General features: G+C 60.9%; 15 protein-coding genes, 1 pseudogene and 1 riboswitch. Of the genes and pseudogenes, 13 read left to right on the top strand and 3 right to left on the bottom strand.

The features are described from left to right. Nucleotides 1-91 precede the first annotated feature (91 nt). Nucleotides 92-304: riboswitch (cobalamin riboswitch) on the top strand. Between the two features lie 99 nt (nucleotides 305-403). The 5 genes from cobW to ACIQVE_RS04610 all read left to right on the top strand — a co-directional run bounded on the left by cobW (nucleotide 404) and on the right by ACIQVE_RS04610 (nucleotide 9210). Next, a complete protein-coding gene (cobW, locus tag ACIQVE_RS04630) occupies nucleotides 404-1474 on the top strand; it encodes a cobalamin biosynthesis protein CobW (protein WP_402804992.1) in 1071 nt (356 codons plus the stop codon). Between the two features lie 3 nt (nucleotides 1475-1477). Continuing rightward, nucleotides 1478-5326 (top strand): cobaltochelatase subunit CobN, encoded by a 3849-nt coding sequence (gene cobN, locus ACIQVE_RS04625; RefSeq protein WP_402804990.1) that lies wholly within the window; start codon nucleotides 1478-1480, stop codon nucleotides 5324-5326. A 254-nt stretch (nucleotides 5327-5580) separates the two neighbouring features. Next, on the top strand, nucleotides 5581-6582 hold the full coding sequence (locus ACIQVE_RS04620; RefSeq protein WP_402804988.1) for an ATP-binding protein: 1002 nt from the start codon (nucleotides 5581-5583) through the stop codon (nucleotides 6580-6582). Beyond that, a complete protein-coding gene (locus ACIQVE_RS04615) occupies nucleotides 6507-7247 on the top strand; it encodes a VWA domain-containing protein (protein WP_402804986.1) in 741 nt (246 codons plus the stop codon). The genes ACIQVE_RS04620 and ACIQVE_RS04615 overlap by 76 nt, the downstream gene beginning before the upstream one ends. A gap of 403 nt (nucleotides 7248-7650) precedes the next feature. Then, nucleotides 7651-9210, top strand: coding sequence for a transporter associated domain-containing protein (locus tag ACIQVE_RS04610; RefSeq protein WP_402804984.1), 1560 nt, complete (start codon nucleotides 7651-7653; stop codon nucleotides 9208-9210). 143 nt (nucleotides 9211-9353) lie between these two features. Here the strand turns inward: ACIQVE_RS04610 and ACIQVE_RS04605 are convergent. Further along, nucleotides 9354-9772: pseudogene (locus ACIQVE_RS04605) on the bottom strand (thioredoxin family protein). Between the two features lie 352 nt (nucleotides 9773-10124). Here ACIQVE_RS04605 and ACIQVE_RS04600 point away from each other — a divergent pair. From ACIQVE_RS04600 to ACIQVE_RS04565, 8 genes are all read left to right on the top strand, one after another. Next, nucleotides 10125-10973 carry a transporter substrate-binding domain-containing protein gene (locus tag ACIQVE_RS04600; RefSeq protein WP_402804982.1) on the top strand — a complete coding sequence of 283 codons (849 nt, stop codon included), beginning with the start codon at nucleotides 10125-10127 and terminating at the stop codon, nucleotides 10971-10973. A gap of 51 nt (nucleotides 10974-11024) precedes the next feature. Beyond that, the gene (locus ACIQVE_RS04595; RefSeq protein ID WP_310846319.1) at nucleotides 11025-11687 is read left to right on the top strand and encodes an amino acid ABC transporter permease; all 663 of its coding nucleotides are present in this window, start codon (nucleotides 11025-11027) and stop codon (nucleotides 11685-11687) included. A gap of 9 nt (nucleotides 11688-11696) precedes the next feature. Beyond that, nucleotides 11697-12359: an amino acid ABC transporter permease gene (locus ACIQVE_RS04590; RefSeq protein ID WP_402804979.1), complete on the top strand. Its 663-nt coding sequence runs from the start codon at nucleotides 11697-11699 to the stop codon at nucleotides 12357-12359. Beyond that, complete coding sequence (locus ACIQVE_RS04585) at nucleotides 12356-13153, top strand: amino acid ABC transporter ATP-binding protein (RefSeq protein WP_402804977.1); 798 nt, start codon at nucleotides 12356-12358, stop codon at nucleotides 13151-13153. Before ACIQVE_RS04590 ends, ACIQVE_RS04585 begins: the two co-directional genes overlap by 4 nt. 21 nt (nucleotides 13154-13174) lie before the next feature. Continuing rightward, nucleotides 13175-13564 carry a RidA family protein gene (locus tag ACIQVE_RS04580; protein ID WP_016984340.1) on the top strand — a complete coding sequence of 130 codons (390 nt, stop codon included), beginning with the start codon at nucleotides 13175-13177 and terminating at the stop codon, nucleotides 13562-13564. A 211-nt stretch (nucleotides 13565-13775) separates the two neighbouring features. Then, entirely contained in the window at nucleotides 13776-14540 is a 765-nt protein-coding gene (locus ACIQVE_RS04575) for an IclR family transcriptional regulator (protein ID WP_402804975.1), read from the top strand. Between the two features lie 43 nt (nucleotides 14541-14583). Then, nucleotides 14584-15798: an amino acid deaminase gene (locus ACIQVE_RS04570; RefSeq protein WP_402804973.1), complete on the top strand. Its 1215-nt coding sequence runs from the start codon at nucleotides 14584-14586 to the stop codon at nucleotides 15796-15798. 131 nt (nucleotides 15799-15929) lie between these two features. Continuing rightward, nucleotides 15930-16862, top strand: a complete 933-nt coding sequence (locus tag ACIQVE_RS04565; protein ID WP_402804971.1) for a sugar kinase — start codon at nucleotides 15930-15932, stop codon at nucleotides 16860-16862. Nucleotides 16863-17005: 143 nt separating this feature from the next. Here the strand turns inward: ACIQVE_RS04565 and ACIQVE_RS04560 are convergent, their stop codons facing one another. After that, entirely contained in the window at nucleotides 17006-17281 is a 276-nt protein-coding gene (locus ACIQVE_RS04560) for a peptidylprolyl isomerase (RefSeq protein WP_025112520.1), read from the bottom strand. A gap of 51 nt (nucleotides 17282-17332) precedes the next feature. Next, complete coding sequence (locus tag ACIQVE_RS04555; protein WP_402804968.1) at nucleotides 17333-19870, bottom strand: PAS domain-containing protein; 2538 nt, start codon at nucleotides 19868-19870, stop codon at nucleotides 17333-17335. Between the last annotated feature and the right edge of the window lie 59 nt (nucleotides 19871-19929).

The following is a 19929-nucleotide window of genomic DNA, read 5'->3' as shown; positions in this document are numbered from 1 at the left end:
GGACTCGCTGTAAGAGCGAAACCGCCAGCGGCAGCACCCGCAGCAACGGATATGCCCCCTATCCAAACATTGACCCGCCACTGCACCATGCGTAGCCTTGCGCCTTCGAGGTTCTTCGGCGATGCCGAAGCTAAGAAGGGAACGCGGTCAATGCCGCGGCTGCCCCCGCAACTGTGAACGGTGATGTTCGCTGCCACGCCACTGCAAGCTCAGTCCACTGAGCCCGCGGGAAGGCGCAGCGAATGCCAGGCCCAGCGCCTGAACGCCGTCAGCCAGGAGACCTGCCTCGTCACAGATTCTCAATTTCAACCGGGCGGGGTGATCCGGTGGCGAACTCTCCAGGCACGCACGCGCGTGGCCGGTTCTCGTCCCGTATGCCCGCCGCTTGCCAAAGGGCATACCGATGAAAACACTGGCCAAACTCCCTGTCACCATCGTCACCGGCTTCCTCGGTTCGGGCAAAACCACGTTGCTGCGGCACATGCTCGACAACGCTCAGGGCCGTCGTATCGCGGTGATCGTCAACGAGTTTGGCGAGTTGGGCATCGACGGTGAAATCCTCAAACAATGCACCATCGGTTGCAGCGAAGAAGAGGCCGTGGGCCGCGTTTATGAACTGGCCAACGGCTGCCTGTGCTGCACGGTGCAGGAAGAGTTCTTCCCGGTGATGCGCGAACTGGTTGCCCGTCGCGGCGACCTCGACCACATCCTCATCGAAACCTCCGGTCTGGCCTTGCCAAAACCGCTGGTACAAGCCTTCCAGTGGCCGGAAATCCGTAGCGCCTGCACGGTTGACGCGGTGATCACCGTGGTCGACAGCCCAGCCGTGGCCGCTGGCACTTTCGCCGCGTTCCCGGATCAGGTCGATGCCCAGCGCAAACTCGACCCGAATCTGGATCACGAATCGCCGCTGCACGAATTGTTCGCCGACCAACTGGCCAGCGCCGACCTCGTCATCCTCAACAAATCCGACCTGATCAGCCCTGAAGACCTCGCGCGCGTTCGCCTGGAAGTCGCCGAAGAGCTGCCGCCAGCGGTGAAGATCATCGAGGCCAGCAGTGGTCGCGTGCCGCTGGACGTTTTGATCGGCCTCGGCGCCGGTTCCGAAGAACACATCGACAGCCGCCACAGCCATCACGATCATCACCACGACGGTGATGACGACCACGATGACCACGATCACGACGCCTTCGATTCGATCTCCATCGAACTGCCGCAAGCCGACGAAAGCCTGTTGCTCGACGCGCTGACGCAACTGGTGGTCAAGCACGGCATCCTGCGTGTGAAGGGCTTCGCGGCAATCCCGAGCAAGCCGATGCGTTTGCTGATTCAAGGCGTGGGCACGCGTTTCGACAAGCATTTCGACCGTCAGTGGGGCGCCGATGAAGCGCGCGTCACGCGTCTGGTGTTGATCGGCCAAGAACTCGACGCCGTGCAACTCGAAGCGCAACTGCGCGCTGCGCTCAGCGTTTAACCCATGCACCTGCTCAGGACACAGCCCGGCGGTTTCGTTTCCGATGACAACATCGCCGACCTGGGGCAAACCCCCGCCGAACTGGTGATCCTGTGTAGCGGCGATTCCAGCCTGGCGCTGCTCGCCGAAGCCGCGCAGCAATTGCCGGAAGATTATCCGAGCGTGCGCCTGGCTAATCCCATGCAGGTGCAGAATCACGCTTCGGTCGATCTCTACGTCGATGAGGTGCTGCGTCACGCCAAAGTCATTCTGATCTCGCTGCACGGCGGCATCGCTTATTGGCGCTACGGCGTCGAGCGCTTGATCGAGTTGTCCGAGCGCGGCGTGCAGGTGATCCTGGTGCCGGGGGATGATCGTCCCGATCCGGAACTCAGTGATCTGAGTACCGTCAACGCCGAAGATCGTGACCGGCTCTGGCAGTTCCTGCGTCAGGGCGGCATGGGCAACGCAGTGGATTTCTTTCATTGCCTGGCCACCCGTTGGCTTGCCCGCGATTACCCGTGGAGCGAACCGCAAACCCTGCCGCGCACGGCGATTTACCATCCGCACAAAACCAGCGCCGCGCTGAGTGACTGGCAGGCCGATTGGCGGCCCGAGCAACCGGTTGCGGCGGTGCTGTTTTACCGCTCGCATTTGCAAGCGGCGAACACCGCGTTCATCGATGTTTTCTGCCAGCGTTTGCAAGCGGCGGGGCTTAACCCATTGCCGATTGCAGTGGCGAGTTTGAAAGAGCCCGGCTGTCTGTCGGTGGTCGAGGATTGGCTGGATGAAGTCGAGGCGGGGGTGATTCTCAACACCACCGGTTTCGCGCAGTCGAGTCCCGAAGCGCCGCACTTGCGGCCGTTTCGCCGCAACATACCGGTGATTCAGGCGATCTGTGCTCAGGACAATGAGCCTGGTTGGCGCGAAAGCGAGCAGGGCCTCGGCCCGCGGGATCTGGCGATGCACATCGCCTTGCCGGAACTCGACGGACGCATTATCAGCCGCCCGATCAGCTTCAAGGATCTGGCCTGGCGCAGCGAGCGCAGTCAGTCCGATGTGGTCTGCTACCGCGCACAACCCGAGCGCATGGACTTCGTCGCCGAACTGGCACGACGCTGGATCGCTCTGGCGCGGGTGCCGAATGCCGAGAAACGCATTGCGCTGATTCTCGCCAATTACCCGACCCGCGACGGGCGTATCGGCAATGGTGTCGGCCTCGACACGCCAGCGGCGGCGCTGAATATCATGCGGGCATTGCAGGCCGAGGGTTATCCGACAGCGGCAGAACTGCCGGACAGTGGCACCGCGCTGATCCAGCAATTGCTCGGCGGCGTCAGCAATGACCTCGACACCATTGATCAGCGCCCGTGCCAGCAAAGTCTGGCAATGGACGATTACCTGAAAATGTTCAATGCATTGCCCGAGGCCAATCGCGCGGCAGTGGTCGAGCGCTGGGGTTCGCCTCAAAACGATCCGATGTGCCGCGATGGGCGCATGATGATCGCCGGGTTGCGCTTTGGCCTGACGTTCGTCGGCATTCAACCGGCGCGCGGTTATCAGGTCGATCCGAGCGCGGTCTATCACGACCCGGATCTGGTCCCGCCGCACGGCTATCTGGCGTTTTATTTCTGGCTGCGCAACACCTATGGCGCCCACGGCGTGATCCACGTAGGCAAGCACGGCAACCTCGAATGGCTGCCGGGCAAAGGCGTCGGGCTCTCGGAAAACTGCTGGCCGGACGCGTTGCTCGGGCCGTTGCCGAACATCTATCCGTTTATCGTCAACGATCCGGGCGAGGGCGCTCAGGCTAAGCGGCGCACGCAAGCGGTGATCATCGATCACCTGATGCCGCCGCTGACCCGCGCGGAAACCTATGGCCCGCTGCGTAATCTGGAACTGTTGGCCGACGAATATTACGAAGCGCAGTTGCTCGATCCACGCCGCGCTCGCGAATTGCAGCGCGATATTCTGCAACTGGTGCGTGACACCCAGATCGACCGCGAGCTGCAACTGGATGCAGCGCTGGACAGCGACGCCGATGCAGCGATCTGGCTGCCGCGTCTCGACACCTATTTGTGTGATTTGAAGGAATCGCAGATCCGCGACGGCTTGCACATCTTCGGCGAATCACCCACCGGGCGTTTGCGTATCGACACGTTGCTGGCGTTGCTGCGCATTCCACGTGGCGATGGCAAAGGTGCGCAGTCGAGTCTGTTGCGGGCGCTGGCCAAGGCGTTTGAACTGGGTTTTGATCCGCTGGATTGTGCGCTGGCTGATCCGTGGGCCGGGCCGCGTCCCATCGAACTGCAAACCGTTACCGATGAAGTCTGGCGCACCGCCGGTGACACCCGCGAACGCCTGGAGTTGTTCGCCGCCGAACTGATCTGCGAAACCCTGCACAGTCCCTGTGGGAGCGAGCTGGCTCGCGAAAGCGGTGTATCAGTGAAAGATAGGTTGGCTGACACGGCGCCTTCGCGAGCAAGCTCGCTCCCACAGGATCTGCGCTGGTCGGAAGTTCACGCCATCATCGAAAACCTGCGCGAAGTCGTCGCCCCGCGCCTGGACGCCTGCGGCCCGGCAGAAATGCGTGGCCTGCTCGATGCTTTAAGCGGCCGTTTCGTCCCGGCCGGCCCGAGCGGTGCGCCAAGCCGTGGCCGTCTCGACGTACTGCCCACAGGGCGTAACTTCTACTCGGTGGACGTGCGCAACCTGCCGACCACCACCGCGTGGCGCATCGGGTTCCAGTCCGCCACGCTGATTCTTGAGCGGCACCTGCAAGACCACGGCGACCACTTGCGCCAACTCGGCCTGTCGGTATGGGGCACGGCGACGATGCGCACCGGCGGTGATGATATCGCCCAGGCCATGGCGCTGATGGGCGTGCGCCCGGTGTGGGCCACGGGCAGTCAGCGCGTCGACGATTTCGAGATTCTGCCGCTGAGCTTGCTGGACCGGCCACGGGTTGATGTGACGCTGCGGGTCTCCGGATTTTTCCGCGATGCGTTTGCCAATCTGATCCGCCTGTTCGACGCCGCCGTACAAGCGGTGGCGGCGCTGGACGAGCCCGATGATCTGAACCCACTGGCTGCAAAAGTGCGCGCCGAACGCGAGGCCCTGCTGCAAACGGGCCTGGATGAAGAGACCGCCCGGCGTCAGGCCGGTTGGCGTATCTTCGGCGCTAAACCCGGCGCTTATGGTGCCGGCGTGCAAGGCGCTATCGACGGTCGTCTGTGGCAATCTCGCGAGGATCTGGCCGAGGTTTACCTGAACTGGGGCGCCTACGCTTATGGCGGCGCGGACGAGGGCACCGCTGCGCGCGAACAGTTCGTCCAGCGCCTCAGTCAGGTGCAAGCGGTGTTGCAGAATCAGGACAATCGCGAGCACGATTTGCTCGATTCCAACGACTATTACCAGTTCCAGGGCGGCATGCTCGCGGCCGTGGAAACCCTGCGCGGTGAAGCGGCGGCCAGTTATCACGGCGATCACAGCCAACCGGACTTGCCGAAGATCCGCACCTTGAAAGAAGAGCTGAATCGGGTGATCCGCTCACGTGCGGCCAATCCGAAATGGATCGACGGGGTCAAGCGTCATGGCTATAAAGGCGCGTTCGAAATGGCGGCAACGGTCGACAACCTGTTCGCGTTCGATGCCACCACGCAGTTGATCGACGATCATCAATACGCCTTGCTGGCCGATGCTTATCTGCTTGATCCGGCAACGCGCGATTTTGTCCGCGAGCATAATCCCCATGCGCTGCGGGATATGACCGAACGCATGCTGGAAGCGCAACAGCGCGGGATGTGGCAGGAACCGGGGGCGTATAAAGAGGCGCTGGAGAATCTGTTGCTGGATATAGAAGAGGATGTATAGCGCGTTTGAAAGCTGCCCTCACCCCAGCCCTCTCCCGGAGGGAGAGGGGGCCTACCGAGGTGTTCCGAAAGTTCTGTCGACCTGAAAGTCCTTGGCGATTGTGGATTCTCCGAGGAACGATCAGGTCGATGCAAAGCCGCAATATCCCCCATTCAGTTCCCTCTCCCCCTGGGAGAGGGCTAGGGTGAGGGCAATTCCAACTGACACACCAAAATGCTCAAGCACACCAACGACCACGAAAGAGAAAACCCCAAATGACCGACACCCCCCATTTCCCCCTCTCCGCCGTGGTCGGCGCCGATGACCTCAAACTCGCCCTGTGCCTCACCGCCATCGACCCGAAAATCGGTGGCGTGTTGATCGAAGGCCCGCGCGGTATGGCCAAATCGACCTTGGCCCGGGGCTTGGCGGACCTGCTCGCCAGCGGTCAGTTCGTAACGCTACCGCTGGGCGCCACCGAAGAACGTCTGGTCGGCACCCTCGATCTCGACGCCGCCCTGAGCGACGGTCGCGCGCAGTTTTCCCCCGGCGTGCTGGCCAAGGCTGACGGCGGCGTGCTCTACGTCGATGAAGTCAATCTGCTGCCCGATCACCTGGTGGATCTGCTGCTCGACGTCGCCGCCAGCGGCACCAATCTGATCGAGCGTGATGGCATCTCCCATCGGCATTCGGCGAAATTCGTCCTGATTGGCACCATGAACCCGGAAGAGGGCGAGTTGCGCCCGCAGTTGCTCGATCGCTTTGGCCTCAACGTCGCGCTCAGTGGCCACACCGCACCGGCCGAGCGTGGGCAGATCATTCGTCGACGTCTGGACTTCGACAGCGATCCGCAAGCGTTTTGCACGCAGTGGGAAACCGCGCAACAAGCCTTGCGCGAACGCTGCGAAAACGCCCGCAGCGCCTTGGATGGCATTCCGCTGGACGATGCGGCACTGGCGCAAATCACCGAGCGCTGTTTTGCCGCCGGGGTCGATGGGTTGCGCGCTGATCTGGTTTGGTTGCGTGCGGCGCGTGCGCACGCGGCATGGCGCGGGGCTGAGGCGATCGGCGAACAGGACATCGATGCAGTGGCCGAGTTTGCTTTGCGTCATCGCCGTCGTGAGCAGACATCTTCCAGCCCTCAACAACCCGCGCAATCCCCGGAAAATTCTGCGGCCAACCCGAGCGAAGGGCAGGGCCAGTGGGGCGACATGCCGGCCCCCGCACTCGCCACCGGCAGCCGCCGCGAAATGCCGAGCTGGCCAAAAAAGCCCTAGGCATTCGCCCCCGATCCGACGCGGGGGCGAATGCCAGACCCCGCGCCGGTCGGCTCGACAACGGACGCCAAGGCAAGCGTCACGTGGCCCGCAGTGGTTCGGTGAACTGGCCGGGAACGCTGCTCAAGGGGCGTCCGCAACGTCGGGAAGACCTGCTCTTCCAACTGCGCACGCGCACGCCGCATGAATTGTGGCTGGTGATCGTCGATGCCTCGGCGTCGACCCGCCGTTATCAGGCGTTGAGCGATGCCAAAGGCCTGCTCGCGCAACTGTTCGATGACGCCTATCGCCAGCGCGCGCGATTGGCGTTGCTGACCGCCAGTGGTGCGGCGCCGAAGTGGCAGGTGCAGGGTTTGAAAGCCTCCCGCGATTTGCGCACCTGGCTGGATGGCTTGGGTGCTGGCGGCGGTACGCCGTTAGTCGCGGCATTGTCGCAGGCGCAGCAATGGCTGACGGTTCGGCGAAAGCGCTTTCCCGCCGAGCAACAGCGCTTGCTGGTGGTCACGGATGGACGTTTGAAAGCGTGGTCGGGTTTGCAGCCGCTGGAATGCCCGGGGCTGTTGATCGACATCGAGCGTGGGCCGATCCGGTTGGGCCGCGCGAAAGATCTGGCCGGGGCGCTGGACGCGGATTATCGGCATATTGATGACCTTGTCCCCGTCTGAAATCTGTAGCGCCTGAAAGGGCCTCTTCGCGAGCAAGCTCGCTCCCACATTTGGAATGCATTCCCCCGTGGGAGCGAGCTTGCTCGTGAAGGGGGCGTCAGGAACAACACATTCCCTGATGATGTACAGATTTTGAAATGATTTCGGACTGTAGGAAATGTCTCTTCAGGCTGTACGCTCCAAGGCCTTTTTTCATTCAGGACATGCATGAACACCCTCTCGGAGCCTCCCAGTCTTCAGCAACACAGAACGTTCCCCTCGCGCCACCGCGCGGTCTTGACGCACTCGCAGCATCCAGTTTTCCGACACCCGACTATCGTTGATAACGCGGCCCCAGAGCCTTCGCGTTGCACTTTGCCGTGTCCGGCAGCCTGAATTTACTGAACAGAGATCGAGACGTTTTATGGAATGGTTAGCGGATCCCACGGCCTGGTTAGGCTTGTTGACATTGATCGTGCTGGAACTGGTGCTGGGTATCGACAACCTGGTGTTCATCGCAATTCTGGCGGACAAATTGCCGCCGCATCAGCGCGACCGCGCGCGGATTATCGGTCTGTCGCTGGCACTGATCATGCGCCTAGGCCTGTTGGCGAGTATTTCCTGGCTGGTCACCCTCACGCAGCCGCTGTTCGAGGTGTTCGACAAGAGCTTCTCCGGCCGTGACCTGATCATGCTGTTTGGCGGTGTGTTCCTGTTGTTCAAAGCCACCATGGAGTTGCACGAACGGCTCGAAGGCCATGTCGGCGAGCGGACCAGCAATACCGCGTATGCGCTGTTCTGGCCGATCGTTGCGCAGATCGTTGTGCTGGATGCCGTGTTCTCCCTCGACGCGGTGATTACCGCTGTGGGCATGGTCGATGAGCTGGCAGTGATGATGATCGCGGTGATCATCTCCATCGGTCTGATGATCGTCGCGAGCAAGCCGTTGACGCGCTTCGTCAATGCGCACCCGACGGTGATCATGCTGTGTCTGGGCTTCCTGATGATGATCGGTTTTGCCCTGACGGCCGAAGGCCTGGGCTTCCATATCCCCAAAGGCTATCTGTACGCGGCCATCGGTTTCTCGATCCTGATCGAGGTGTTCAACCAGATCGCCCGGGCCAGGCGCAAACGCTCGATGCAGGGCCTGCGCCCGATCCGTGAGCGCACGGCCCATGCAGTCATGCGACTGCTGGGTGGTGGGAAAATGGCGGTGGAGGAAGTCGGCGAGGAGATTTCTGATCTGCTCGACAACGGTGATGTGCCGAGCGCGCAGCTGTTCGACCGCCGCGAGCGGGTGATGATCAGCGGTGTGCTGCAACTGGCCGAGCGGCCGATTCGCAACTTGATGACCGTGCGCGCCGACGTCGACAGTATTGACCTGGCAGACGATGCCGAGGCGATTCGGACCAGGTTGATGCACTCGTCCTACTCGCGCATGCCGCTGATTCGCGACGGCGTGGTGGATGAACCGCTGGGCTTCGTGCACAAGAAGGAATTGCTCAAGGAATACCTGGCCGGTGTCGAGCCCAACCTTGAGCACCTCGCGCGCAAGACGATCAACCTGCTCGACAGCTATTCGATCCTCAACGCGCTGGAACAGATGCGCGCGGCATCGACCCACATTGCCTTTGTGGTCAATGAATTCGGCGACTTTGTCGGCGTGCTGACCATGACCGACATTCTCGAATCGATTGCCGGTGAGTTGCCCGATGCGAGCGAAATCGAAGGCCCGGACGTGGTAGAGGAGCAGGGCGGGTTCATCGTCAGTGGTGCATTGAACCTGACGCGCGTGCGCCAGCGCACCGGTTTCGGCGCCGAGCCCACCGAGGATTACCAGACCATGGCCGGGCTGGTGATGAGTTTGCTGGATCGGTTGCCGATGAAGGGCGATCGCTTGGAACATGCAGGCTGGCAGATGACCGTCAAAGCGGTCGAGGAGCGGCGGGTGACGCGGGTTTTGTTGGTGCGTGACGCGGCGTAAGCCTTAAGGAATACGCAGGCTTCGCTTGCCTCATCGCGGGCAAGCCCGCTCCCACGTGGATTTCGGTCGTTCACGGGATTTGTGTTCACCACCAGACACTGTGGGAGCTGGCTTGCCAGCGATGGCGATTTGTCAGACGCCGCTCACCTTCGCGCACGGGAAATGGTGCAAAGGTTTCGCAGGGCATGACGAAGCCAGTTCAAGTCATGCCGTGGCTTTCGCGGCACTGCCGGTAACTTGGTCCAGCCGATGTGCCGGGCAAACTCAGCCGCCAGCGTTTCCTCAGTGCCAATACCCATAAGTTTTTTTACCAGCCTGCCGTGCTTGTAGATCAGCACGGTCGGCGTAGCCGTGACCAGCGGATGGCGCGGCGATTCACCGGTGTTAAGCATGTAGATATTCGCGCGCAGCCGATACGGCTCGGCAATCTGCCGAAACACCGGCCCGGCCATTCACAAGCGGGGCAGTGTTCGCTGGCGAAATACAGAATCACCGGGCGCCAGGTTTTCAGGGCTTTGCGATACGCGGGGGCTAAATCTGAACGGTGAGTTGCCGGGTTCATGCAAACCTCCTTGTCCAATCAACGGCGTGCAGGTCTGCGACGGTAATCCTCTTTGGAACCTTTCATCTACTGTCAGAGTTGACAGGTGACAGCGTCGAAAAAATGCGTTCGTCAAACAGTGCGCACTCAAATGTGGCCGGAGTACCCGCTAAGTGTGGCCCTCGGTAGCGAGCATGAAGCGACGTCGCAGATAACACTGGATCCAGCGAAACACGCATCCTGTTGAATCCAAAAACATTTAAATCCATTGCAGATTCCTCGTGAGTCCTGTGGCACACTTTCTGCTGTCTATTCCGTAGTAACAAACCGTGTTCCGGTATAGCGGAATAAACAACATCCTGGAGTGCTTGCCATGCATCGCCGACCTTCCTTGTTCAAAGCGTGTGTTTTTGTTCTCGCGGCTTCGTCCGCTGCCATGGGTATGGCCCAGGCAGCCGACGGCAAGCTCGACAGTGTTCTGGCCCGTGGGAAACTGATTGTGGGCACCGGCAGCACCAATGCGCCGTGGCACTTCCAGGGGGCGGACGGCAAGTTGCAGGGGTTTGATATCGACATCGCGCGGATTGTGGCCAAGGGTTTGTTCAACGACCCGAGCAAGGTCGAATTCGTCGTACAGTCGTCAGATGCGCGGATTCCCAATCTGCTGACCGACAAGGTCGACATGAGCTGTCAGTTCATCACCGTTACCGCCAGTCGTGCCCAGCAGGTAGCGTTCACCCTGCCGTATTACCGCGAAGGTGTTGGCCTGCTGCTGCCGAACAACAGCAAGTACAAGGAAATCGAAGACCTGCAAGCCGGCGGCGATGGCGTTACCGTTGCAGTTTTGCAAAACGTCTACGCGGAAGAGCTGGTGCATCAGGCTCTGCCCAAGGCCAAGGTCGATCAGTACGACAGCGTCGACTTGATGTATCAGGCTGTGAACTCCGGTCGCGCCGATGCCGCCGCCACCGACCAGTCTTCGGTCAAATACCTGATGGTGCAGAACCCTGGCCGTTATCGCAGCCCGATCTATGCGTGGAGCCCACAGACCTACGCCTGCGCGGTCAAACGCGGCGATCAGGACTGGCTGAACTTCGTCAACACCGCGCTGCATGAAGCCATGACCGGCGTTGAGTTCCCGACTTACGCCGCCTCGTTCAAGCAATGGTTCGGCGTCGACCTGCCATCGCCCGCGATCGGTTTCCCTGTCGAATTCAAATGATCCCGTGAGAGTGGGGCGACGCAAATCGCCCCGCTCAAGGTACTGCTGACCATGAACTATCAGTTGAACTTTGCCGCCGTGTGGCGCGATTTCGACACCTTGCTGGCGGGGCTCGGTCTGGGCTTGCAGCTCGCGCTGGTGTCGATCGCCATCGGCTGCGTGATCGGCCTGCTGATGGCGTTTGCCTTGTTGTCGAAGCATCGCGCCTTGCGGGTGCTGGCATCGGTGTACGTCACGGTGGTCCGTAACACGCCGATTCTGGTGTTGATTCTGTTGATCTACTTTGCGCTGCCAAGTCTTGGGATTCGTCTGGACAAGATCCCGTCGTTCATCATCACGTTGTCGTTGTATGCGGGGGCGTACCTGACCGAAGTTTTCCGTGGCGGTTTGCTGAGCATTCCCAAAGGTCAGCGCGAAGCCGGGCTGGCGATCGGCCTCGGTGAATGGCAGGTCAAGGCCTACGTCACCGTGCCGGTGATGCTGCGCAACGTGTTGCCGGCGCTGTCGAACAACTTCATTTCGCTGTTCAAGGACACCTCGCTGGCCGCCGCGATTGCGGTGCCGGAGCTGACTTACTACGCGCGCAAAATCAACGTCGAAAGCTACCGGGTAATCGAAACCTGGATGGTCACCACGGCGTTGTATGTCGCGGCCTGTTACCTCATCGCCATGCTGCTGCGTTACCTCGAGCAGCGTCTGGCGATCCGCCGATAGGAGGCTGTGATGTACCAATCCCCCAGTTGGTTAAATGAATTGTGGATCGCGCGCGAGACGCTGCTGCAAGGGTTTTTGACCAGTGTGCAGGTGTCGGCGCTGGCGATTTTGTTCGGCACGTTGCTCGGTGTTGTCACCGGTCTGGTGCTGACTTATGGCCGATTCTGGATGCGCGCGCCGTTCCGGTTTTACGTCGACATCATTCGCGGCACCCCGGTGTTTGTGCTGGTGCTGGCCTGCTTCTATATGGCGCCGGCGGCCGGTTGGCAGATCAGCGCGTTTCAGGCCGGTGCGTTAGGGCTGACGCTGTTCTGCGGCTCCCATGTCGCCGAGATCGTACGCGGTGCGTTGCAAGCGCTGCCGCGTGGGCAGATGGAAGCGGGCAAGGCGATTGGCCTGACGTTTTACCAGTCGCTCGGTTACGTGTTGCTGCCTCAGGCGCTGCGGCAGATCCTGCCGACGTGGGTCAACTCGTCCACCGAAATCGTCAAGGCCTCGACCTTGCTATCGGTAATTGGCGTGGCCGAATTGCTCCTCAGCACCCAACAGATCATCGCCCGGACCTTCATGACCCTGGAGTTCTATCTGTTCGCCGGTTTTCTGTTCTTCGTCATCAACTACGGCATCGAGTTACTCGGCCGGCACATTGAAAAGCGGGTGGCCTTGCCATGACTGAAGCTCAAGTTTCCAACGCTGCAAACGGCCAGCCGCTGCTGGACATTCGCGGCTTGCACAAGCAATACGGTGCGGTCGAAGTGCTCAAGGGTGTCGACCTGAGCATGCAACGCGGCAACGTCGTGACGCTGATCGGTTCCAGCGGCTCGGGCAAAACCACCTTGCTGCGCTGCGTGAACATGCTTGAGGAGTTCCAGGGCGGGCAGATCCTGCTCGACGGCGAGTCCATCGGTTACGACGAGATCAATGGCAAACGCGTGCGTCACGGCGAAAAAGTCATCGCTCGTCATCGGGCAATGACCGGTATGGCGTTCCAGCAATTCAACCTGTTCCCGCATCTGAGCGCGCTGCAAAACGTCACCCTGGGCCTGCTCAAGGTGAAGAAAATGCACAAGGACGAAGCCGTGGTGCTCGCTGAGAAGTGGCTGGAGCGAGTCGGTTTGCTGGAGCGGCGCAATCACTTCCCCGGTCAGTTGTCTGGCGGCCAGCAACAGCGCGTGGCGATTGCTCGGGCGATTGCGATGAACCCCAGCCTGATGCTGTTCGACGAAGTCACTTCAGCCCTCGACCCGGAACTGGTCGGCGAAGTGCTCAACGTCATCAAGGGCCTCGCTGAAGACGGCATGACCATGCTGTTGGTCACCCACGAGATGCGCTTCGCTTTCGAGGTTTCGGACAAGATCGTTTTCATGAATCAGGGGCGGATCGAAGAGCAGGGGCCTCCCAAGGAACTGTTCGAACGCCCGCAATCGCCGCGTCTGGCTGAGTTCCTCAAAAACACGCGGTTTTAATCTTTATCAGGAGAAACACCCATGAGTATTACTCGTTACGGTACCGGCAGCACCGCCGCTGGCGGCCAGCCTCGTCCATTCGCGCGTGCCGTTGAAGCGGATGGCTGGTTGCACGTTTCCGGTCAGGTGCCGGCGGTGGATGGCGAGATCATTGTTGGCGGCATCGTCGAGCAGACCCACCAGACCATGAAAAACCTGATCGCGATTCTCGAAGAGGCCGGTTATGGTCTCGAAGACGTGGTACGCGCCGGGGTGTGGCTGGATGATCCGCGGGATTTCAGCAGTTTCAACAAGGTTTTTGGCGAGTACTTCAAACCGGAGCACGCGCCGGCACGGGCCTGTGTGCAGGCGAGCATGATGGTTGATTGCAAGGTTGAGATCGACTGCATCGCGTACAAGAAGAAGGTTTGAGTGATGGCTTCCCCTCACCCTAGCCCTCTCCCGGGGGAGAGGGGACTGATTTGTGTCGATGCAGGATTTTGTGTCAGACGAAGGCATCTGCATCGATATGGTCAGGCTCCCTCTACCTCTGGGAGAGGGCGGGGGGTGAGGGCCGCGATCCAACTGACACAACACCGCGGGCCAGTTACCATCCCGGCAACTTTTATGGGAACCCAATGACATGACCGAAGACACCATCAAACGCCGGGCCCGAGGTCTGGACCGGGCGTTCGATATTCTCGATTTCCTCAAGGAGATCGGCCAGCCGCTGCGCCCGAACGACATCGCCAACGGTATCGGCAGCCCGAAATCCACGGTCTACGAACTCGTCGCGTCCCTGCTGGAACGACGGATTCTGGAACCGGTGGGCAAGGACGGTCATGTCTATCTGGGCCGGCAGTTGTACTTTCTCGGGCAGGCTCATTTGCGCCATTTCGACCTCAGCCGCGAGGCCGATCACGCCTTGCAGGAGATTGTCAGCCAGACCCGCGAAACCGCGCAGATGTGCCTGCTCAACGGGCGCAAATACACGGTAGCGTTGATGAAGGAGGGCGAGCGGCATTTCCGTATTTCCTCCGACATCGGCGAAAACGCGCCGATCCCGTGGACAGCTTCCGGACGCCTGTTGCTTGCGCATCTGAGTGACCAGCAGATCATCGACCTGATCGATGAAGACGATTACATCCTGCCCGATGGCGAGCGCTTGCCTCTGGAACGTTTTCTGGCGGAAATCCGTCAGGCCGGCATCGATGGATTCTTCTCCTTCGACAGCGTCGCCGACACCTTCACCCACTGCTTCGCCGCACCGGTCAAAGACCCTTTCGGCGTAGCCATTTGCACCCTGTGCATCGTCGCCCCACGGGCCGATGCCAAGAACAATTACGACGACTATCGCCGGGTACTGATAGAGAGCGCCAACAGCCTCGCCCGGCGCATCAACGAATAACCGCGGCTGCCTGCGGCCGCGAATGAATGCGAGGAGTTTGACCATGACGACTGCCATCAATACTGCTGTGGAAAAGGGCGACGCCGCCATCGGCGCGCAACTGGTGCGAGACGTCAGCCTGCCGGCGCTGGTGCTGCACCGCGAAGCGCTTGAGCACAACATTCGCTGGATGCAGACATTCGTCAGCGACAGCGGCGCCGAACTCGCGCCCCACGGCAAAACCAGCATGACCCCGGCGCTGTTCAAGCGTCAGCTCGACGCCGGTGCGTGGGGCATCACCCTCGCCAGCGCAACCCAGACCCGCGCCGCTTACACTCACGGCGTGCGCCGGGTATTGATGGCTAACCAATTGGTCGGCACGCCTAACATGGCGTTGATTGCCGATCTGCTGACGGATCGGTCGTTCGACTTCTATTGCATGGTCGATCACCCGGACAACGTTGCCGATCTCGGCGCTTACTTCGCCTCGCGCGGTGTGAAGCTCAACGTGATGATCGAGTACGGCGTGGTCGGTGGTCGTTGCGGTTGCCGCAGCGAGCAGGAAGTCATCGAGCTGGCCAAGGCAATCAGCGCGCAACCGGCGCTGGCGTTGACCGGCATCGAAGGTTACGAAGGCGTGATCCACGGCGATCATGCGGTCAGCGGCATCCGCGAATTCGCCGCGTCATTGGTGCGCCTGGCCGTGCAGTTGCAGGACAGCGGCGCGTTCGCCATCGGCAAACCGATCATCACCGCGTCGGGCTCGGCGTGGTACGACCTGATTGCCGAGTCGTTCGAAGCGCAGAACGCCAGCGGCCGCTTCCTCAGCGTTTTGCGACCAGGCAGTTATGTCGCGCACGACCATGGCATCTACAAGGAAGCGCAATGCTGCGTGCTCGATCGTCGCAGTGATCTGCACGAAGGCCTGCGTCCGGCGCTGGAAATCTGGGCGCACGTGCAGTCGCTACCGGAGCCGGGTTTTGCGGTGATTGCACTGGGCAAGCGTGATGTGGCGTACGACGCCGGGCTGCCGGTGCCGCTGCTGCGTTATCAGGCCGGTGTGGTGCCAGCGGTGGGCGAGGATGTTGGCGCGTGCAAGGTCACGGCGGTGATGGATCAGCATGCGTTCATGACGGTGGCGCCGGGCGTTGAGCTGCGCGTTGGTGACATCATTTCCTTTGGTACATCGCACCCGTGCCTGACGTTCGATAAGTGGCGCGTGGGGTTGCTGGTGGATGAACAGTTGGCGGTGATCGAAACCATGGAAACCTGTTTTTAAGGCTCCAGACCGAGGCGCGACCTTCGCGAGCAAGCTCGCTCCCACAATTTGGAATGCGATTCCCTGTGGGAGCGAGCTTGCTCGCGAAGACGTCCGCCCAGACACCATCGATCAAACAGAGACACCCCAAAATGCCAACTCTTAGCCCCTTGGGCCCCAACACCCCACGCATCGCCCTGATCGGCGAATGCATGATCGAACTCCAGCAGCGCGCCGACGGCAGCCTGCAGCAAAGCTTCGGCGGCGATACCCTCAACACCGCCGTCTACCTGTCGCGCGCCTTGGGCGAGAAAGCGCAAGTCGACTACGTCACCGCGCTGGGCGATGACAGCTTCAGCGACGCCATGTGCCAGATCTGGACCAGCGAAGGCATCGGCCTCGATCTTGTGCAGCGTCTGCCCGGTCGCTTGCCGGGTCTGTATTGCATCCAGACCGACGCCAAAGGCGAGCGGCGCTTTCTCTACTGGCGTAACGAGGCGGCCGTCCGCGATTGCTTCACCACTGCGGCAGCCGAGCCGATTCTGGCGGCATTGCCGGATTACGACGTGCTGTATTTCAGCGGTATCACACTGGCTGTGCTCGGTGCACAGGGGCGCGAGAGACTGATACAGACCCTGATCGACGCTCGCCAGCGTGATGCGCGGATCGTCTTCGACAACAACTACCGGCCACGCCTGTGGGCATCCGTGGCAGAGGCACGTGCGGCCTATCGCAGCGTGTTGCCGCACATCGATCTGGCGTTGCTGACCGTGGATGACGAGCAGGCACTGTTCGGCTTCAGTGACTGCGAAGCGGTGTTCGACGCTTACGCGCAGATCGGTACACCGGAGGTGGTGCTCAAGCGCGGTGCCGAGGCATGTCTGATTCGTTGTGATGGCGAGGCGTTTGCAGTGCCGGCACAGAAAGTCGAGAAGGTAGTGGACACCACGGCGGCGGGGGATTCGTTCAGTGCGGCGTATCTGGGTAGTCGGTTGCTGGGTGGTGGTCCGGTGGAAGCGGCCGAAGCTGGCCATCGATTGGCAAGCCAGGTTATTCAAGTGCCGGGGGCGTTGATTGGGAGGTGACGGTTGAATGGCCGCTTGCTGCGCAATCGGTTCGCGGGCAAGCCCGCTCCCACAGGGATCACGGGTGTGCAGGCAATCTATGTCACACAGCAAGACCCTTGTGGGAGCTGGCTTGCCAGCGATGAGGCCCGAAAGCCAACCACTCAATCGCGATAAAACACCTGCACCAGGTGATACCCAAACTTACTCTTGATCGGCCCATGCACTGTGCGCAGGGGCTTCTTGAAAATCACCGCATCAATCGCGCCGACCATCTGCCCCGGCCGAACTTCACCCAGATCGCCGCCGCGCTTGCCGGACGGGCACGTCGAGTATTTTTTCGCCAATACATCAAACGCTTCACCCTTGGCGATGCGTTGTTTGAGCTGTTCGGCCTCTTCGGCGGTTTTCACCAGAATGTGGCGGGCTTGGGCTTTCATCGTGCGATACCTGATAACGGGGTGACGGCGGGGCGCGGATTATGCCTTAACTCAAGGCGTCTGGCTGATCATCGTGCGGATCTTGCTGGCCAGCAACTCAATCGAAAACGGCTTGGCCACCATGTCCATGCCGTCCTCGAGAAAACCCTGACGCTCGGCGGCTTTCTGCGCATACCCGGTCATGAACAGCACCTTGAGCCCCGGATGATGCTGGCGAGCGATTTCCGCCAGTTGGCGACCGTTCATGCCCGGCAGGCCTACGTCGGTGACCAGCAGATCGACGCGTAAATTCGATTCCAGTAGCGGCAGGGCCGTGTTGGCGTCTTCGGCCTCGTAGGCGGTGTAGCCCAACTCCCTGAGCAGATCGAGCACCAGCATGCGCACCGCCGGGTCGTCTTCGACCACCATCACGGTTTCACCGGCGGCAATGGCCGCAGGTTGCTCAACGCGTTCAGCGGTCGGGCGTTCCGGTTCGCTGCCATGCAAGCGCGGCAAGTACAGACGCACGCAAGTGCCCTGGCCCGGCAGGCTGTCGAGGCTGACATGGCCGCCCGATTGCTGGGCAAAACCATAAATCATCGACAATCCCAGGCCCGTGCCCTGGCCGATGGGTTTGGTGGTGAAAAACGGATCGAATGCCTTGGAACGCACCGAAGGGGTCATGCCGGTGCCGTTGTCGCTGACCGCCAGCATCAGGTAATCGCCGGCCTTGACCGGTTCCAGCGTGGTGATGTCATTGCCATCGAGATAGACGTTGGCCGTTTCGATCAGCAATTCACCGCCTTCGGGCATGGCGTCGCGGGCGTTGATCACCAGGTTGAGCAGGGCGTTTTCCAGTTGGCTGACATCGGTGCTGACCGGCCAGACGTTTGCTGCCAGGCGCAACGTGAGCGCGATCGGATCGCCCTTGGTGCGACGGATCAAATCTTCCAGCGAATGGATCAACGCGTTCACGTCGAGGGTTTTGCGATCCAGCGACTGGCGCCGAGAGAACGCCAGCAAGCGGTGGGTCAGCGCGGCGGCACGATTGGCGGACGACACGGCGGCGTCGGTAAAACGCCCGATCTCGTCGGCCCGGCCATTGGCGATGTAGCGCTGCATCAGGTCAAGGCTGCCAATAATCCCGGTGAGCATGTTGTTGAAGTCATGGGCGATACCGCCGGTGAGTTGGCCGACCGCTTCCATTTTCTGCGCATGGCGCAACGCATCTTCGGCGCGCTCGCGTTCGAACATCTCGTTCTGCAAACGCTCATTGGCCTGGGCCAATTGTTCGGTGCGGGCGCTGACGCGCTCTTCAAGGGTTTCGTTGAGATTGCGCAGCGCTTCTTCGGTTTTCTTGCGCTCGGACTCGTCGATCACAAAGATATAGAAGCCGTTGACCGCGCCGTCCGCACCGTGGCGGGGCAAGTAGTTCATTAATGCATGGCGGGTGCTGCCGTCGCGATGCGGCGTGTACAAGCTGAACGAACAGGGCCGTCCGGCCAGCGCCTCGGCGATGTAAGGCGAACGCAGGAAATAGGCCTCTTCGCCGATCACCTCGCGAATGGTGCGGCCGTACAGCTCTTGTGGCGTCAAACCATACCAGTCGAGATACGCCGCGTTGTTCAGACGAAAGCGCTCCTCGTGGTCGACATAGCTGATCAGGATCGGCATGGCGTTGATGATCAACTGCAACTCGGTCTGACTCTGGCGCAACGCCTGTTCAGTCTGTTTACGCTCGGTCAGGTCCAGTGCCGCGCCGAGAAAACGAATTGGCCGGCCATGGTGATCCTTGTAACAGCGCCCGCGAGCGAATACCCAGCGTTGCTCGCCGCCGGGCAACAGCAAGCGGTATTCCTCGGCGTATTCCGTACCGTGTGTAATGCAGTGTTTGATGCTGCGGGCGACCAGCGCGCGGTCTTCAGGGTGAACGCCGTTCAGGTAATCACTGATGGGCAATTGCCCGGCGCGGGCCGGGTCAATGCCGTGCAACTGGGCAAAATGCGCATCGGCAATGAAGCGATCTTCGCCGATGTCCCAGTCCCAGGTGCCGACCGCATCGGTCGCGGCGAGCGCCAGTTGCAGGCGCTCTTCGGTGTCGCGCTGAACTCTGAGGCTTTCATCGGAACGTTGTTGCAACTCCAGAGCGATGCGCCGTCGTTCGTTGGTTTCAATCGCGGTGACCAGAATCCCTGCTACCTGTGCACGTTCATCGCGGATCGGGCTGTAAGTCAAATCAAGCCAGAAGTCTGAATCCTTGCCGTCGCGTTGCAGGGTGAAGCGCTGTTCACTGTAGGTGCGCACCTGGCCTTGTAGGACGGCGCTGTAAATCGGGTCGGTGAAGTCTCTAAGTTCCGGCCATATCTGGTGCGCGGGCTGTCCGAAAGCGTGCGGATGTTTGTTCCCGGCGAGCAGAGCAAAGCCGTTGTTGTAGATTTGCGTCAACTGCGGACCCCACATCAACAACATCGGCATCGGCGAGTGAATCACGATGTCCACCGCGGTACGCAGGCTCTGCGGCCAGGTGCCGGCGGCGCCCAAAGGGCTGCGGCTCCAGTCGGTTCGGGCGATCAGTGCCTGGGCGTCGTTGCTGGTCGGTACAGCCTTCATCGTTACATCCTGAGCGTCAGTCGGTAGGGCGGCGTCTACTATCCTAGTTGGGTAGACGC

Origin of the sequence: Pseudomonas sp. NPDC098747 (genome assembly GCF_044760045.1) — a bacterium.
Classification (GTDB): Bacteria; Pseudomonadota; Gammaproteobacteria; order Pseudomonadales; family Pseudomonadaceae; genus Aquipseudomonas.
The sequence above is the reverse complement of the archived record's forward strand: the minus strand, read 5'-3'. Positions and strand labels throughout refer to the sequence as shown.

Excerpts from the sequence above, each read along its gene's own strand:
- cobW (WP_402804992.1), top strand. The coding sequence starts at position 404 with ATGAAAACACTGGCCAAACTCCCTGTCACCATCGTCACCGGCTTCCTC.
- cobN (WP_402804990.1), top strand. The coding sequence starts at position 1,478 with ATGCACCTGCTCAGGACACAGCCCGGCGGTTTCGTTTCCGATGACAAC.
- ACIQVE_RS04620 (WP_402804988.1), top strand. The coding sequence starts at position 5,581 with ATGACCGACACCCCCCATTTCCCCCTCTCCGCCGTGGTCGGCGCCGAT.
- ACIQVE_RS04610 (WP_402804984.1), top strand. The coding sequence starts at position 7,651 with ATGGAATGGTTAGCGGATCCCACGGCCTGGTTAGGCTTGTTGACATTG.
- ACIQVE_RS04600 (WP_402804982.1), top strand. The coding sequence starts at position 10,125 with ATGCATCGCCGACCTTCCTTGTTCAAAGCGTGTGTTTTTGTTCTCGCG.
- ACIQVE_RS04595 (WP_310846319.1), top strand. The coding sequence starts at position 11,025 with ATGAACTATCAGTTGAACTTTGCCGCCGTGTGGCGCGATTTCGACACC.
- ACIQVE_RS04590 (WP_402804979.1), top strand. The coding sequence starts at position 11,697 with ATGTACCAATCCCCCAGTTGGTTAAATGAATTGTGGATCGCGCGCGAG.
- ACIQVE_RS04585 (WP_402804977.1), top strand. The coding sequence starts at position 12,356 with ATGACTGAAGCTCAAGTTTCCAACGCTGCAAACGGCCAGCCGCTGCTG.
- ACIQVE_RS04580 (WP_016984340.1), top strand. The coding sequence starts at position 13,175 with ATGAGTATTACTCGTTACGGTACCGGCAGCACCGCCGCTGGCGGCCAG.
- ACIQVE_RS04575 (WP_402804975.1), top strand. The coding sequence starts at position 13,776 with ATGACCGAAGACACCATCAAACGCCGGGCCCGAGGTCTGGACCGGGCG.
- ACIQVE_RS04570 (WP_402804973.1), top strand. The coding sequence starts at position 14,584 with ATGACGACTGCCATCAATACTGCTGTGGAAAAGGGCGACGCCGCCATC.
- ACIQVE_RS04565 (WP_402804971.1), top strand. The coding sequence starts at position 15,930 with ATGCCAACTCTTAGCCCCTTGGGCCCCAACACCCCACGCATCGCCCTG.
- ACIQVE_RS04560 (WP_025112520.1), bottom strand. The coding sequence starts at position 17,281 with ATGAAAGCCCAAGCCCGCCACATTCTGGTGAAAACCGCCGAAGAGGCC.
- ACIQVE_RS04555 (WP_402804968.1), bottom strand. The coding sequence starts at position 19,870 with ATGAAGGCTGTACCGACCAGCAACGACGCCCAGGCACTGATCGCCCGA.